The 15798-nt window shown below is 43.1% G+C and carries 15 protein-coding genes and 1 rRNA gene; 7 read left to right on the top strand and 9 right to left on the bottom strand.

Going from position 1 to position 15798, the window contains the following annotated elements; translation table 11 throughout:
- Positions 1 to 11: 11 nt before the first annotated feature.
- Together glmS and FN961_RS16820 are read left to right on the top strand one after the other, a co-directional pair.
- Complete coding sequence (glmS, locus tag FN961_RS16825) at positions 12 to 1841, top strand: glutamine--fructose-6-phosphate transaminase (isomerizing) (protein WP_144041345.1); 1830 nt, start codon at positions 12 to 14, stop codon at positions 1839 to 1841.
- 309 nt (positions 1842 to 2150) lie between these two features.
- The gene (locus FN961_RS16820; protein ID WP_144041344.1) at positions 2151 to 2522 is read left to right on the top strand and encodes a VOC family protein; all 372 of its coding nucleotides are present in this window, start codon (positions 2151 to 2153) and stop codon (positions 2520 to 2522) included.
- 62 nt (positions 2523 to 2584) lie between these two features.
- Here FN961_RS16820 and FN961_RS16815 read toward each other — a convergent pair whose 3' ends face one another.
- Positions 2585 to 3628: a GMP reductase gene (locus FN961_RS16815; protein WP_144041343.1), complete on the bottom strand. Its 1044-nt coding sequence runs from the start codon at positions 3626 to 3628 to the stop codon at positions 2585 to 2587.
- Positions 3629 to 3945: 317 nt separating this feature from the next.
- Complete coding sequence (locus tag FN961_RS16810) at positions 3946 to 5247, bottom strand: SLC5/6 family protein (protein ID WP_144041342.1); 1302 nt, start codon at positions 5245 to 5247, stop codon at positions 3946 to 3948.
- Positions 5248 to 5499: 252 nt separating this feature from the next.
- On the opposite strand from FN961_RS16810, the gene FN961_RS16805 reads away from it, so the two are divergent.
- From FN961_RS16805 to FN961_RS16795, 3 genes are read left to right on the top strand one after another with little or no spacing between them, the layout of a single operon-like run.
- Positions 5500 to 5886 carry a Rid family detoxifying hydrolase gene (locus FN961_RS16805; protein ID WP_144041341.1) on the top strand — a complete coding sequence of 129 codons (387 nt, stop codon included), beginning with the start codon at positions 5500 to 5502 and terminating at the stop codon, positions 5884 to 5886.
- Between the two features lie 31 nt (positions 5887 to 5917).
- Positions 5918 to 7195 (top strand): L-cysteine desulfidase family protein, encoded by a 1278-nt coding sequence (locus tag FN961_RS16800; protein WP_144041340.1) that lies wholly within the window; start codon positions 5918 to 5920, stop codon positions 7193 to 7195.
- Positions 7196 to 7209: 14 nt separating this feature from the next.
- The gene (locus FN961_RS16795; RefSeq protein ID WP_144041339.1) at positions 7210 to 7881 is read left to right on the top strand and encodes a helix-turn-helix transcriptional regulator; all 672 of its coding nucleotides are present in this window, start codon (positions 7210 to 7212) and stop codon (positions 7879 to 7881) included.
- Between the two features lie 49 nt (positions 7882 to 7930).
- Here the strand turns inward: FN961_RS16795 and pstB are convergent, their stop codons facing one another.
- The 7 genes from pstB to FN961_RS16760 all read right to left on the bottom strand — a co-directional run bounded on the left by pstB (position 7931) and on the right by FN961_RS16760 (position 13524).
- Positions 7931 to 8680 (bottom strand): phosphate ABC transporter ATP-binding protein PstB, encoded by a 750-nt coding sequence (gene pstB / locus FN961_RS16790; protein WP_144041338.1) that lies wholly within the window; start codon positions 8678 to 8680, stop codon positions 7931 to 7933.
- 12 nt (positions 8681 to 8692) lie between these two features.
- Positions 8693 to 9532 (bottom strand): phosphate ABC transporter permease PstA, encoded by an 840-nt coding sequence (pstA, locus tag FN961_RS16785; RefSeq protein ID WP_144041337.1) that lies wholly within the window; start codon positions 9530 to 9532, stop codon positions 8693 to 8695.
- Positions 9532 to 10437 carry a phosphate ABC transporter permease subunit PstC gene (gene pstC / locus FN961_RS16780; RefSeq protein WP_144041336.1) on the bottom strand — a complete coding sequence of 302 codons (906 nt, stop codon included), beginning with the start codon at positions 10435 to 10437 and terminating at the stop codon, positions 9532 to 9534. The genes pstA and pstC overlap by 1 nt, the downstream gene beginning before the upstream one ends.
- A gap of 69 nt (positions 10438 to 10506) precedes the next feature.
- On the bottom strand, positions 10507 to 11319 hold the full coding sequence (locus FN961_RS16775) for a phosphate ABC transporter substrate-binding protein (protein ID WP_144041335.1): 813 nt from the start codon (positions 11317 to 11319) through the stop codon (positions 10507 to 10509).
- Between the two features lie 477 nt (positions 11320 to 11796).
- The gene (locus FN961_RS16770) at positions 11797 to 11991 is read right to left on the bottom strand and encodes a DUF2061 domain-containing protein (protein ID WP_144041334.1); all 195 of its coding nucleotides are present in this window, start codon (positions 11989 to 11991) and stop codon (positions 11797 to 11799) included.
- 158 nt (positions 11992 to 12149) lie between these two features.
- On the bottom strand, positions 12150 to 13055 hold the full coding sequence (locus FN961_RS16765; protein ID WP_144041333.1) for a 1,4-dihydroxy-2-naphthoyl-CoA synthase: 906 nt from the start codon (positions 13053 to 13055) through the stop codon (positions 12150 to 12152).
- Between the two features lie 118 nt (positions 13056 to 13173).
- Positions 13174 to 13524, bottom strand: a complete 351-nt coding sequence (locus FN961_RS16760; protein ID WP_144041332.1) for a hypothetical protein — start codon at positions 13522 to 13524, stop codon at positions 13174 to 13176.
- A gap of 88 nt (positions 13525 to 13612) precedes the next feature.
- Between FN961_RS16760 and ccoG the strand changes: the two genes are divergently transcribed.
- Both ccoG and FN961_RS16750 read left to right on the top strand, forming a co-directional pair.
- Entirely contained in the window at positions 13613 to 15040 is a 1428-nt protein-coding gene (gene ccoG, locus FN961_RS16755) for a cytochrome c oxidase accessory protein CcoG (RefSeq protein WP_144041331.1), read from the top strand.
- A 694-nt stretch (positions 15041 to 15734) separates the two neighbouring features.
- Positions 15735 to 15798, top strand: a 16S ribosomal RNA gene (locus tag FN961_RS16750); the annotation flags it as partial.

Below are 15798 nucleotides of genomic sequence, written 5' to 3'. Positions count from 1 at the left end.
AGGTAATCAATATGTGCGGAATCGTAGGCGCTGTGGCGCAAAGGGATGTTGCTGAAATTCTGGTAGAAGGTCTTAAGCGACTTGAATACCGTGGTTATGACTCGGCTGGCGTCGCGGTTATTCAAAATGGTGAGTTAAAGACGACTCGCCGTGTTGGTAAAGTACAGGAATTATCGGCCGCACTTGATGTATCACCGCTAACTGGCGGTACAGGTATCGCGCACACTCGCTGGGCAACTCACGGTGAGCCGAGTGAGCGTAATGCGCATCCACATCAATCTGAAGGTGATATCGCCGTTGTGCATAACGGGATCATTGAAAACCACAACAAGCTGCGTGAGATGCTTAAAGGCTTAGGTTATAGCTTTGCATCAGATACAGATACTGAAGTTATCTGTCATTTGGTTCATCACGAGCTCAAGTCACACTCTAGCTTATTGTCTGCTGTTCAAGCGACAGTAAAGCAACTCGAAGGCGCTTATGGCACAGTGGTTATCGACCGTCGTGACAGTGATCGCATGATTGTTGCTCGCAGCGGTAGCCCGCTCGTTATTGGTTACGGTCTTGGTGAGAACTTTGTTGCATCAGATCAGTTAGCGCTGCTTCCTGTGACACGCTCTTTTGCCTTCTTAGAAGAGGGTGATGTTGCCGAAGTGACGCGTCGCACTGTGAATATTTTCGATGTTGACGGTAATGCCGTTGAACGTGAAGTTAAAGAGTCGGAAGTGACACATGATGCTGGTGATAAAGGTGAATACCGCCACTACATGCTAAAAGAGATCTATGAGCAGCCACGCGCGATAGCTCATACCCTCGAAGGGCGTATTGCCAGTGGTGTCGTATTAGATTCAGCCTTTGGTGAAAACGCGGCTGATTTCCTAAAAGATATTAAACACGTACAGATCATTGCCTGTGGTACCAGTTACCACGCGGGTATGGCTGCACGTTACTGGCTAGAAGATTGGGCTGGCGTTTCTTGTAATGTCGAGATCGCATCTGAGTTCCGTTACCGCAAGTCTCACATGTTCCCTAATAGTCTGCTTGTGACTATCTCTCAATCTGGTGAAACCGCCGATACACTAGCTGCGCTACGTTTGGCTAAAGAGATGGGTTATAAAGCAACGATGACCATCTGTAACTCTCCAGGTTCATCTTTGGTGCGTGAGTCTGATATGGCTTACATGATGAAGGCTGGTGCAGAAATTGGTGTGGCTTCAACAAAAGCATTTACCGTTCAGCTTGCTGGTCTGTTGATGTTAACTGCTGTTATTGGTCGCCATAATGGCATGTCTACTGAGATGCAGGCTAAGATCACTCAGAGCCTACAATCTATGCCTGCCAAAGTTGAGCAAGCATTAGGATTAGATGAAGCGATTGCCGAACTAGCTGAAGATTTTGCTGATAAACACCATGCACTATTCCTAGGCCGTGGCGATCAATACCCTATCGCGATGGAAGGGGCGCTTAAGCTTAAAGAGATCTCTTACATTCACGCTGAAGCTTATGCATCGGGTGAGCTTAAGCATGGTCCGTTAGCCTTGATTGATGCCGATATGCCTGTGATTGTGGTGGCGCCTAACAATGAGTTGTTAGAGAAGCTTAAGTCAAACGTCGAGGAAGTCCGTGCCCGTGGTGGTTTGATGTATGTGTTTGCCGATGTAGATGCTGAGTTTGAATCTGATGACACCATGAAAGTGATTCAGGTGCCCCATTGCGATGAATTTATGGCAGCGCTTATCTACACCATTCCTTTGCAGTTACTTTCATATCACGTTGCCTTAATCAAAGGGACCGATGTGGATCAACCACGTAACTTGGCAAAATCGGTTACGGTAGAATAACCGATTTAATTCTTACCTTAGTTGGTTAGATTAAAATGGCGGTTTCCTGATGGGGAATCGCCATTTTTGTTAGTTTTGTCATAATTCTAAGCTTACTCGTCTTTGAATAAAGGCAACGCCCGAAGCTGTATCTATAGCTGATTATTTCCTCTTCGATTTAAGTTCTAATGTTTTCGACTGCGAAGCAAACGATTTACAGGGTTCGGTAAGAGGTGGTAATGTTTTTAACCTAGTCGAGCAATCGAGAGTATTCTTATACTGATTGGTATGAGTAAGCAGTTAGCTTGTTATTAAATGATGAGGTGTAAAATGGAATTAGGCGCATTTTCAGTTAGTTTATCGGTTCAAAATATCGAAGATTCAAAAGTTTTTTATCAAAATTTAGGCTTTAAAGTCGTGGGAGGAGACCAATCTCAAAATTGGTTAATCATTAGAAATGGTGATCATACTTTAGGTTTGTTTCAAGGGATGTTTGAAGGCAACATCATGACTTTTAATCCCGGCTGGGATAAAGACTATAAAACTTTAGAGTCTTACACTGATGTCCGAGAGCTTTTGAAAACATTTGCAGCTCAAGGCGTCGAAATAATACAGCAGTCTATTGAGACTGAAAGCGGGCCAGCGAGTTTCGCGGTTAAAGATCCCGATGGAAATTCAATTTTAATTGATCAGCATGTGTAGATAGGTACTCATACCATAAGCATAAAGGCCTCTTCCAATGTGAAAAGGCCTTTATGTTGGACTTACTCTTTACCGTAAACGTTATTTTCTTGCTCTTGAACTCGGATAAACGTAGTACGTTTAGTCAGTTCTTTTAACGATGCAGCGCCGACATAAGTACAGGTTGAACGTATGCCACCCATAATGTCAGAAATAGTGGTATCTACACTGCCTCTAAATGGCAGCAATACAGTTTTACCTTCAGCTGCGCGATATGTTGCTACACCGCCTGAGTGCTTATCCATAGCTGACTGTGATGACATACCGTAAAACTTCACCATCGTCTTGCCATCTTGTTCAACGACTTCGCCGCCACTCTCTTCGTGACCGGCTAGCATACCGCCAAGCATGACGAAGTCTGCACCGCCACCAAAGGCCTTTGCGACATCGCCAGAACAGCTACAACCGCCGTCTCCAATAATTTGACCACCTAAACCATGGGCAGCATCGGCACATTCAATAATGGCTGATAGTTGTGGGTAACCCACACCGGTTTTGACTCGAGTCGTGCATACCGAGCCTGGGCCAATACCCACTTTGACTATGTCGGCACCAGCAATAATCAACTCTTCGACCATATCACCCGTTACAACATTACCCGCACTAATCACTTTTTGCGGGTGTGCTTGTCTCACCTTGCGAACGTAATCGACTAAATGTTCAGAGTAGCCATTCGCAATATCAATACAGATAAAGGTAATGTCTTCAGATAGGGACAATACTTGGGTTAACTTAATAAAATCAGCGTCTGATGTGCCGCTAGACACCATGATATGTTGTAAAACATCTTGGTTGCTGTTGCTAACAAACTCGCTCCACTGTTCAAGGCTATAGTGCTTATGTACTGCAGTCATTACATTGTGCTTTGCTAGGCTAGCAGCCATTTCAAAGCTGGCTACTGAGTCCATGTTAGCTGCAATGATGGGAACACCTGACCAGGTTTTACCACTGTGCTTGAAAGTAAACTGACGGTTCAAGTCAACTTGAGAACGGCTTTTTAACGTTGAACGTTTTGGTCTAATGAGAACATCTTTAAAACCTAATTTTATATCTTGTTCAATACGCATTGTTTATTCCTCGCATCGGTTTGCACGCAGCAAAACCGCCAATAAATATCTTCTATTCATCGGATATTAAGTCAATTCCTGAGTTTATTTCAGGCACAAAAAAACCGGAACGTTTGTAGACGCCCCGGTTTTAGGCATTATAGGAACAGATTTTTAGTTAGCAAGTTCTTAAATTGGGATAATAATTCCTAAAAATAGGAAGGTTAATTTGGCGCTGTAGTTGTTTTGTTTTGGCCTGTATTTTGGTTTTATCTTGTTAGTATAAAGCGCTCTTAAGAGCGCTTTACTTACAAATGAACTTGTTGGGGGGCTATGACTTAACTAAATGCCATAAAAGGTGAGATACACAGTAGGACACCAGTGACGATGATGAAGTTGGTTGCCATGCCTTTGTACTTGTTTAACTGTGGCACTTTGTAGACTAGGTAAGCAGGGATTAAACAACCCACTAAGCCAAAGATAGGACTACAGATAGAGGTGAACGACAGGATTGGTGCGTTCAGTGCGATGGCTGACCAGGCCAGTATGATGATAAACACGGTAACAAAGCGGTTTACGATAACTTTGTTTATTTGAGATTCTTCATACTTACGCAGCAGTACGTTCATGGCAAGACCTTTACAGGCTTCTTTAAACGCTAGAAACACACCGAAGAATGAAGTCACAATCGCGAAGATGTTGATGACAACACCAGTAACAGTTGCCCAGCTACCAGGGAAATAATGCGCAATAATCGCCAGTGCAGAGATGTTTTTGTTCATTGCTTCTGTGGCTTGTTCTTGGCTAATCGCAAATGTGAATGAGATAGCAAAGAAGAATACAACAACGAATAAGATAGAGAAGGCGATGGTCATTGCACGTGTTGCTTTGTAGCGTGCCACTTCAATTGATTTCTCATGTGAGCGGTATGAAATAACCATCGGGCTCAATGATTGAATAAATAGGATTGAAGTCAGTGTGAATGGCAGAGTGATAATCGCATCTTTTAGCATTGAACCAAATTGGCCAATTTCTGGAATATTGTTCATGTCCCAACGAGAGATAAGCAGTACTGCCATCACTGCGACAAGGACTAAAACCGTTACCGCCATAAAACCTGATAGTTTGAATAACAGTTTTTCACCTTTAGAACCGATAAAAACCAGTGCGCAGATAAGTCCCAATCCATAGAAGACATTGTCATTAAGGTGTCCTTCAGTGACACCGAATGAGTGTAGGTAAGATGAACTGTCGTTCGTCACTGCTAATGAGTAGACCAGTACCCAAATCACTAGCATTAGAAAGTAAAGTACGCCTAAAGCCACTCCCCAGTTTTTACCTAAGTAGCCTGAAATCACACCTGGGTAATCGGTACATTTTTTAGATTCAGCTAGGGTATTAATAAACAGCTTTTGGAATAAGTACATGGCTGGGTAGCCGATGATGGACGAAAGTAAGAATACCCACAGCCCCATTACGCCGACTTGTATTGGTAGAAATACGATACCAGCACCAATTGCCATTCCGATACTCATGACTATCCAGCCCCAGTCGGTGCTATCAAATCGTGTTGCTTCTTTCCATTCAGCTTCTGAGACACTTGCTCGGGATATTCCCGCAGTCGCAATACTTGCAGTCATACATCACCCTAAATTTTTATCTAATAGTTATTTTGTGCAAATATATTTGAACTTTTTAAAGTGCACAATCAAAATCACTTAACTTTTTTTGAATGCGAGATGAAGCTCTAAAACTCTACCTTTATGGGCGTTACGTCATTTGTTTAGCTCTTTTTAATATTAAAAATGAAAATATAGTTGCAATTAAAGTTGAAAATGAAAATAATGTTGCAATGTTAGCTGGCGCTAAAATGAAAATTAATTTGAGGTTTTATGAAAAACGTAATCAATGCGGAAAATGCACCATCGGCTATTGGCCCTTATTCTCATGGTACGACTTATGGTGATCTGATTTTTACTTCGGGCCAATTGCCAGTCTGTAAGGTAAAGGGAGGCGTTGTAGAAGGCGGAGTTGCTGAGCAATCTAAGCAATCATTAGAAAACCTTAACCATGTGTTACTTGCTGGTGGTGGCAGTTTAGATACCGTGTTGAAAACGACGTGTTACCTTGCCGATATCAACGATTTTGCAGCTTTTAATGAAGTTTATAAAGCGTACTTTAAAACAGATTGCCCAGCACGAAGCTGTTTTGCGGTTAAAGATCTGCCTTTAGGTGTAAAGGTTGAGATTGAAGCGATTGCACACATAAAGTCTAAGTAACCATTATAAGCACGATATAAGGCAGTACCCCATGAAACAAGAATGGCAAAAGTATATTCAAATCATCAACCAAGTGGTTAAACCTGCACTTGGTTGTACCGAGCCAATTGCGGCGGCATATGGTGCAGCTGTTGCTGTGCAAGCGTTAGGCTGTCGCGTCCCCGACTCAATAGACGTTCTTGTTTCTGATAATCTCTATAAAAACTCAATGGGTGTCTTTGTTCCTGGAACAGGCAAAATAGGGTTAGCGATTGCAGCCGCCGCTGGCGCCATCGGTGGTAATGCTGATGCAGGGCTTGAAGTGTTAGCTGCTATTTCACCTGAACAAGTTTTACTGGCTCAGGAGATGATTGATGCTGGTAAGGTGTCAGTCAAACGTACGATCACAGAAGAGTTTATCTATTGCTGTGTGATCGCTAAATTTGAAGGTAAAGAATCACTGGTTAAAATCAGTGGTGGCCATACCTTAATTGTTGAAAAACAGCTTAACGGCAAAGTTAGCTTTAGTGCAGATGAGTCCAGTAAAGCGTCGACAGGGTCGATTTGTGAAGGGGTCGATATTAATATTGCCTCTATCTATGAGTTTGCGACTCAGGTCGAGCTAGAAAAAATCGAATTTATTCTTAAGGCTGCAGATCTAAACACTAAACTGTCCGATGAAGGCATGACTAATTCTTATGGCCTTGAAGTGGGCCGTATGATGAAGAAAAGCATCGACGACGGTATCTTATCGGATGATCTACTCAATAAGATTGTCATGGAAACCGCAGCGGCTTCTGATGCTCGTATGGGTGGAGCGACGTTGCCTGCGATGAGTAATTTAGGCAGTGGTAACCAAGGTATTGCGGCGACGATTCCCGTAGTCATTACCGCTAAGCACTATAAAAGCACTAATGAACAACTTGCTCGTGCGTTGATTTTAAGTCACCTAGGCGCCATCTATATTAAGTCTCACTACCCGCCTTTATCGGCATTTTGTGGTAACACAGTGACGAGCGCTGCGGCATCAATGGCCATGGTATACTTGGCTGGTGGAACGTTTGAGCAATCCTGTTTTGCGATTCAAAATGTGATCAGCGACAGTTCGGGTATGGTTTGTGACGGGGCAAAAGCCTCTTGTGCTATGAAGGTAAGTACCTCATCTTGTGCTGCTGTAAGGGCTTTTTTGATGGCGATGAACTCTCGTTCGGTTTCAGGACAAGGTATTATCGCTAAAGATGTTGAGCAAACCATTATCAATATTGGCAAGATGGTCAGCCATGGTATGTCCTCAACCGATACGACCATTATCGATATTATGTCGGCATAATTAAAGGGGTTGATGTGAAACTGCAAGAGCTAACAAAAAGTGATTTTGATGTTTTGAAATCGATGGAGAATGTGGTTGACGGTATCGCAGCCATGTATGGCGAGCACACTGAAGTGGTGCTGCATAGCTTGGACTCTCGTGATCCTTCAGTTATCAAGATCGCTAATGGTCATGTGACAGGCAGAAAGCTTGGAGCCCCTGTCACCAATTTAGCTCTGCTTAAGTTAAAAACGGGTCAGGATATTTCGAATTCCTATTTAACTAAATGTGCGACAGGTAAAACGTTACGCTCGATCACCACGATTATCCGTAATAGTCAGAATCGAGCTATCGGACTACTGTGCATTAACACAGATATGGATGCCCCTTTACAGTCGGTGCTACGAAGCATGATGCCAGACAGTATGGTGAACTCAGATCTTGGCGCTACGACACCAGAGGTGTTTGCTCGAAATATTGATGAAGCGCTTCATGGCACTATCGACAGTGTAAACAGTGAAGTGCGAAGCAATACGAATATTGCTCCCTCTAAAAAGAGTCGTGAGATAGTGACGCAGCTTCATGAATTAGGCGTGTTTGAACTGAAAGACAGTGCTCAGGTTGCCGCAACAAGATTGGATATTTCTGTGCACTCCATTTATCGCTATCTCAGAGAGATAAAAGCCAACCAAACCGCTGCTATTTAGCTGGATCCTTGTTGTGGAGAGTAAATTAACTCTCCACACTTCAAGTTGGTTAACCAAATTCCCCGCTCACGTAACCTTGTGTTCGCTTATCTTTAGGTTGATTGAATACTTGGCTTGTTTCACCGTATTCGACTAATTCACCCATCCAAAAGAAGGCGGTTTTATCTGAAATACGCTTTGCCTGATTCATCGAGTGAGTCACAATGACGATAGTGAACTTCTTCCTCAGTTCATCCATCAACTCTTCGATTTTATGAGTGGCAATAGGATCCAAAGCACTTGTGGGTTCATCCATTAAGATCACTTCAGGCTGCATCGCGATAGCACGAGCAATACACAATCTTTGCTGCTGTCCGCCAGACAAACCGAAAGCTGGAGTGTCGAGACGCTCTTTTACTTCATCCCAAAGGGCTGCACCGCGCAGAGACTCTTCGACGACGGAATCGAGATGCTTCTTATTTTTAATGCCCTGGGCTTTAAGTCCAAAAGCGACATTTTCATAGATACTCATTGGGAACGGATTTGGCTTTTGGAACACCATGCCCACTCGCATTCTCAACTGCTTCACATCGACATCAGAATAGATGTTCTCACCTTCAAATGTCACATCTCCAGAAATTTTCACACCAGAGATCAAATCGTTCATTCTGTTTAGCGTTCTAAGCAGGGTGGATTTACCACATCCTGATGGACCGATAAGCGCCGTTACCTGACGAGCTGGTATCTCCAATGAGATATCTCTAAGCGCGTGTGTTTCACCGTAAAATAGATTTAAGTTACTGACTTCAAGTTTGTTCATGCTATCCGGCCTTTATTTAAAACGAGTGGCAATTAACTTGGTTGCCAAATTCAAAATGAGTACGAGTACGATAAGTACCGTTGCAGTTGCGTAGGCTTGATCCCATTCGTGTTGGGTAAATAGCTCTTGGGTTAATTTGTACAGATGAACTGTTAACGTACGGCCAGATTCCAGTACTGACTCCGGTATTTGAGTCACCATGCCTGCGGTGAGAAATACAGGGGCTGATTCGCCAATCACACGGCCAATACTTAAGATCACCGAAGTGACAATACCCGGAAGTGCGCTTGGGAGTATCAGACGCCATATGGTGTATACCTTACTGCTTCCTAAAGCATAACCACCTTCACGGTAAGCCATAGGTACAGCAAGCAAAGCCTCTTCTGTGGTACGGATTAGCACTGGCAGGATCAGCATCGACAGTGTCAGGGAACCCGCTAAAATAGAAAAGCCTAGGCCCAAGGTTGTGACAAAGAAAGTCATACCAAACAGACCATAAACAATAGAGGGAATACCGGCTAAAGATTCGATACAAAAGCGGATCACTTGCACTACTTTACTGCCAGGCTTAGCGTATTCGGTTAAGTAAATCGCTGTCATAATGCCGATAGGTGCTGCAATACCCAGTGACAGCCCGACCATATAAACCGTCGAGACTATCATGGACCAGATCCCCGAGGCTTCGCCAATACGGGTATAAGCGCCAGTAATGAACTCCCAACTCACGTGGGATAAGCCATTACTGAGAATATGCCAAACAACCCACAGTAGAAAAACGATAGTGATGGCTGCTGAGCTCCATATCGCCCCTAAGAGTAGTTTGTCTTGTGTGTCTCTTTTAAGTTGAAGCATTAGCAGCTCCTCTTACGGTTTACATACAGTAGGGTTGTATTGAGTAACACGATAAAAACGAGTAAAACAATACCGGTTGAATAGAGTGCACTTGCATGAATACCTGTTGCGTATGACATCTCCATGGCGATGTTTGCTGTTAGGGTTCGAGCTGGCTCTAAAATTGAACCAGGCATTGCTGGTGCATTACCCATCACCATGATTATCGCCATGGTTTCTCCTATGGCGCGAGCCACACCCAAAGCAACACCAGTCAAAATACCGCTACGTGCGGCGGGAACTAATACCTTAAAGATGCTGTAAATATGGGATGCGCCTAAAGCGAGTGCGCCCTCTTTATAAACAGAAGGTAATGCTCTGAGTGAGGTTTCTGAAATAGTAATAACTGTAGGCAATATCATGATTGCCAATACAATAATACCCGCCAAAATCGTGTTTCCAGCGGGGATGTTAAATAGGGTTTCGATGGCGGGTACGATGATGACTAGCCCGAAGAAGCCATAAACAACAGATGGGATACCAGCGAGCAGCTCTACTGCTGGTCTAACAATATCCGCAAGCCATTTAGGAGCAAGTTCAGCCAGAAAAATGGCCGTTAAAATAGCGACTGGTACACCGATAATCACAGCGCCGGCTGTAGAGATAAGTGATGCCACTATCATGGGGAATATGCCAAACAGTGCTGGTGGAAGCCACTCACTACCCAAGATTAACTCAGATACGCCAGCTTCTTGAAAAGCGGGTAGACCTTCATAAAACAGAAACCCACCAATCGTCGCAACTGAAACTACACCAACCATGGCACTGCATAAAAATAGTAGGTGGAATCCTTTTCCAACCCAATCGTAAGTTTGTTTTTGAGCTAGTTGCAGCTCAGATGTGCGGATTTTATTTACTGTATCCATCACTTGGCCTCAAGGTCGTGCATAAAAACTAAAGAGGAGCCTTGGCTCCTCTGTTATCAAATGTTGCAATTAGTTGATGCGAATATAACCTTGCTCTGCAATGATGTTTTGACCATCGTTGGAGAGGATGTAGTCAATAAAGTCGCGAGCTTCTTGGGCCACGTTGTTCTTAATGAGTACAACAAACGGGCGAGCGATAGTGTATTGGCCAGCTGCAATGTTTTCATCGGTTGCTGCGATACCGTCGACTTTTAACGCTTGTAGCGAGCTATCAACTGAACCTAGAGAGATGTAACCGATAGCAAATGTATTATTTGCAACGATGGTTTTAACCATACCGTTACCGTTACCCACTTGAGCTGTTGGTGTGATGGCGGAAACCTTCATACCGTTCACTTTTCGTTTGAGCTTCATCATGTCTTCAAATGCACCGCGAGTACCTGATGCAGCATCTCGAGTGACGACTACAATAGGTTTATTCTCGCCACCGACTTGGTTCCAGTTTTTAATCTCACCACGATAAATCTTTGCGATTTGATCTTTACTTAGATTTTGGATTGGGTTGGCATTGTTGACTGTGACTGCAATACCGTCACGAGCGATAACCACTTTTTCGGTATCAGCGGTCATTTCACTGCTTTTTACATCCCTTGATGACATGCCAATCATACTGGTGCCATCTTTAGCTGCACGGATACCTGCTGAAGAACCAGTACCTTGCACCTCTACATTCTTACCTTCTGTTTTTTGATAAGTTTCAGCCAGAACTTCCATGACATTCGTGACAGAGGTTGAACCTGAAACCGTAATTGTTGTGCTTGCTTGAACAAATGGTGCTGTTATTAAGCTAACAGCGGCTAATAAACCAATAACTTTTTTCATCACAAGTTCCACTCTATTTAGTCAAAATACAGATTTAGTTTGAACTTCCTCTCTGGAAGTCACAGGCATTAAGACAGAGAAATATGACAGCCAAGTTACAGTTGGTACTTTGGGATTAGATGAGCGCGTTGTTGCGGCTTAGTTTGTTTTCACTATGTTGGTTTGTTGTGTGTTTATTAGGCGGTGCAGAGGAGTTGAAATTGCAGCTGATTGTATTAGGGGAAGTTAACTTCTAATGAGATAAAACCTTGGTGGAATAAGCGATCTACGTCAAACAGTACACTAACTTTAGGTGGATGAGCTTATGATAATTAGCTCAGAGAACTCAATAAATATGTTAATAAGACAGTATTAAACTGTCGAAGTAAAATATTTATGAAGCTTTTATGACAATGCACTTTTATAGGAGTTTAATCCTAGAGTCGATACACCTTAGCCTACTTATTTCCATTTGAGACTATTAATAGTGCTTGTTTTTTATGCCGAAACAGCGTTGTTTGAGCGTTGCTCAAACTTACTCCACACTTTTTCGTGGAAGTAGAATACAACGGTATTAACAGCTGGCTCTACAAGGGCTACAGCTCCACCAATAATGACACTACCTGTGAGTAAATAGGTAACAGTAAAGGCTACGCTGAAGTGTAATATTGCAAAGGTAAGTGTCTTAGTCATGATAGTTCTCCTCAATTCGATAATTAAATGATAATAGTTATCATTTGCAATTGAAAGGGGTTTGCATAGATTGGTTTTATCGGATTTGACGATTAGATGATTATTTAAGTTATAAAGCCGTCGGTATCAACGGCTTTAGTCGTGTTAAAGAGTGCGAATTAATAGTGCCAAGGGAATTTAGAGAAGTCTTGATCGCGTTTCTCTAAGAATGCATCTCGTCCCTCTTGGGCTTCGGCTGTTCCGTAAGCGAGTCGTGTCGCTTCACCGGCAAACAGTTGTTGGCCAACTAAACCATCATCAGCCATGTTGAAACCGTATTTAAGCATACGCATAGCGGTTGGAGATTTAGAGTTAATCTCTTTTGCCCAATTCAATGCTTCAGTTTCCAATTCCGCATGTGGAATCGAACGGTTGACCATGCCCATATCGAAAGCTTCATCGGCGCTGTAGTTAAAGCCTAGGAAGAAGATTTCACGAGCACGTTTTTGACCAATCATCTTAGCAAGATAAGCACTGCCGTAGCCTGAGTCGAAACTGGCTACATCAGGATCGGTTTGTTTGAAAATGGCATGTTCTTTTGAAGCCAAGGTCAGATCGCAGACAACATGCAGACTATGTCCACCGCCTACAGCCCAACCAGGCACGACAGCAATAACGATTTTAGGCATAAAGCGAATAAGGCGTTGAACCTCTAAAATGTGCAAGCGTCCCATACGGGCAATATCAGCACTGTTAGCTTCAGCACCTTCATACTTATATCCATCTTTACCACGAATACGTTGATCACCACCTGCGCAGAATGCCCAGCCGCCATCTTTGGCTGAAGGACCATTACCAGTTAGGAGCACGCAACCAACATCAGACCACTGTCTGGCATGATCTAATGCGGTGAAAAGCTCATCAACCGTCTTCGGTCTGAATGAGTTTCGACATTCGGGGCGGTTTATTGCGATACGAACAGTGCCTTGATCTTTGGCTCTGTGGTAAGTGATGTCTTCGAAATCAAATCCGGAAACTTGATCCCATAAATTAGGATCGAAAATGTCTGAGACTTGTTGTGACATGATATTTAGCCTTAATACCCAATTTTAGATTGAGCAAAGGCTAGGCTGAAACAGAACTCAGGTCAATCATGGGGGGAGATAAATGCCGCATGAGGCTTATTGCCTGCTAGAAAAGTGATCAGATTTTATCGCAGATAAAATAGATGTTTTCCTGGCTTAGGCTTTTATGTTCAGGTGTCGAGCTTGAACAATAAGAGGCTTTAAACTCTTCAAGTGAATCTGGTGAGTCGAGTATATCGTTTAGCGCACTTAATTCGCTGGGAGAAAGTCGTTCAGCTATCTCTTGTGTAAGTATAGGCAGCCTGTCGTTAGTTTTTATGGCTGTAGTGCCTGTCATATCTTGTATCTTACTTTGAACTTTATGCAGCATAGACTCAGATTGAGCTATAGTTTCATCAAGTTTGTTTGTTTCAGTAGCAGTATAATAGAGTAAACCAACACCCAATCCTAATACGATCCAACCTCTCATTTTAAACCCAACTTTGGTGAATAATTTCTAATATAACAGGTATAATAAGCTAATTAATGAGCAATATTAAAGTAGTAAGGCTACAAAGATGAGCACAGAGTCTAACAAAAAGGATTATTCGAAGGCTAACCGGATAAAAATCCACCAACCTGATGCTAGCAAAGCCGATAGATTTAACCCGCGTAACCGTATCTATGTTCGAGCTGTTGAAGGGTTATGGAGTCGTCTGCGTACTCGACTAGGTTGGGCAGCGATGCTGTTCTTTCTTATCTTGCCTTGGATCCCCTGGGGAAACCGTCAAGCAGTATGGTTTAACCTCGCGGAGCAAAAATTTCATATCTTCGGCTTAACTATCTGGCCACAAGACCTTACCTTGCTAGCGGCTCTATTGATGATCGCCGCTTTTGGTCTCTTCTTTGTTACGACTTATCTGGGGCGAGTTTGGTGTGGTTACACCTGTCCGCAGACAGTATGGACCTTTATCTTTATCTGGTTTGAAGAGAAACTTGAAGGCGCGCGCAATAAGCGGATGAAGTTAGATCAGCTGCCTTGGAGCTTTAATAAGTTATGGCGTAAAGCCGCGAAGCACGCCTCTTGGATACTGATCTCCTTAATCACGGCAATGACGTTCGTGTCTTACTTTGTGCCAACTCGCGAAGTTTATGTCGATGTGTTTACTCTGAGTGCCAGTGGCGGCATTTATTTCTGGGTAGTGCTATTTACCATAGCAACATACGGTAACGCTGGCTGGATGAGGGAGATCATGTGTATTCATATGTGCCCTTATGCGCGTTTTCAGGCAGCCATGTTTGATAAGAATACCTATATAGTCGGTTACGATACTAAAAGAGGGGAAGATAGAGGCCCAAGATCGCGTAAGTCTGATCCAAAAGAGTTAGGACTTGGGGATTGTATCGACTGTGACTTGTGTGTGCAGGTGTGCCCAACAGGTATCGATATTCGTAATGGCTTACAATATGAGTGCATTAACTGTGGTGCCTGTATTGATGCTTGCGATAATACAATGGAGCGAATGGGATATGACAAAGGCTTAATCGCGTATACAACTGAGAATAAGTTGGACAATGTTGAAGAAAAGGTCTTACGCCCTAAGTTGGTTGGCTATGGTGTCGTGCTTACTGCGATGATCTTAATCTTTGTCTATGCCAGTGCGACAATTGCGCCTATTCGTATCGATGTTATTCGTGACCGTAATGAGCTGTTTAGAGAAAACAATGAAGGTTTAATAGAAAACACCTTTACCTTGAAGTTACTGAACAAGACAGAACAAGATCATAACTACACGCTATCAGTTGAAGGATTGCCTGACTATACATGGTACGGAGCACAAGAGGTCAAGATAGCTGGAGGGGAAGTTCTCACACTACCGATTAGTGTGGCAGTCGATCCAGTGGACCTTTCTAGAACCATGACTAAGATAAACTTTAAAGTGGTATCTGAGAGTGTTGACGAGCCGATTGAAGCCACACAGGAATCTCGCTTCTTTAGTCAATAAGCTGCCTAGCAGTTAACATCGCAATGATAAGTGACAGTATTAAGGGGGCGTTAGCCCCCTTTTTTGTATCCAAAGTTCACATTACGTAGCTATATTAGCCATATCGAATGATAAAAAGGCATTCAGTTCCCTAAAGCCGATATAAACGATAAAAGCCCTTGCGCTCATTCTAAAACTCCCTATAATTCGCTCCCACTGACACGGCACAGCAGGCCAACTACTTAGGTAGTACGGGACTTACAGCAGTGTTAGAGAGTTAAGACTCTTCGGAGATTTGATTCAGGTGACAACCGCTTTGCAAGCTTTGAGTTTGACTTCTGTATAAGAAATCACCACTCGAAAAACTTGATAAAATAAGCGCTTGACGCCGACACTGGAGAGTGTAGAATACGCCTCCCTAGCCAAGACGATATGTCTTGGGAAGTTAGTAAGAAACCAGCGACCTAGCGTCAACGGTCACACGATAGTGTGAAGCTCTTTAACAATTCAAAACAAGAAATCTGTGTGGACACTCACAGGTGTTGAGTTATTCGAAATTGCCTCTTTTGAGGCAATCAAAAATTATCTCAACGAATCTCTTTTAGAAGAGAAGCTGAGTGACCATAGAAATATGTAAACTATAAATCGTAAGATTTATAAAACAGTATAATTCGTTGAGCCGTTTTACTTCTAACGGAGTAGAACAAAAAAACTTTAATTGAAGAGTTTGATCATGGCTCAGATTGAACGCTGGCGGCAGGCCTAACACATGCAAGTCG

Source organism: Shewanella hanedai (assembly GCF_007197645.1).
GTDB classification, from domain to species: Bacteria; Pseudomonadota; Gammaproteobacteria; order Enterobacterales; family Shewanellaceae; genus Shewanella; species Shewanella hanedai.
This window is presented reverse-complemented; position numbering and strand designations above follow the sequence as displayed.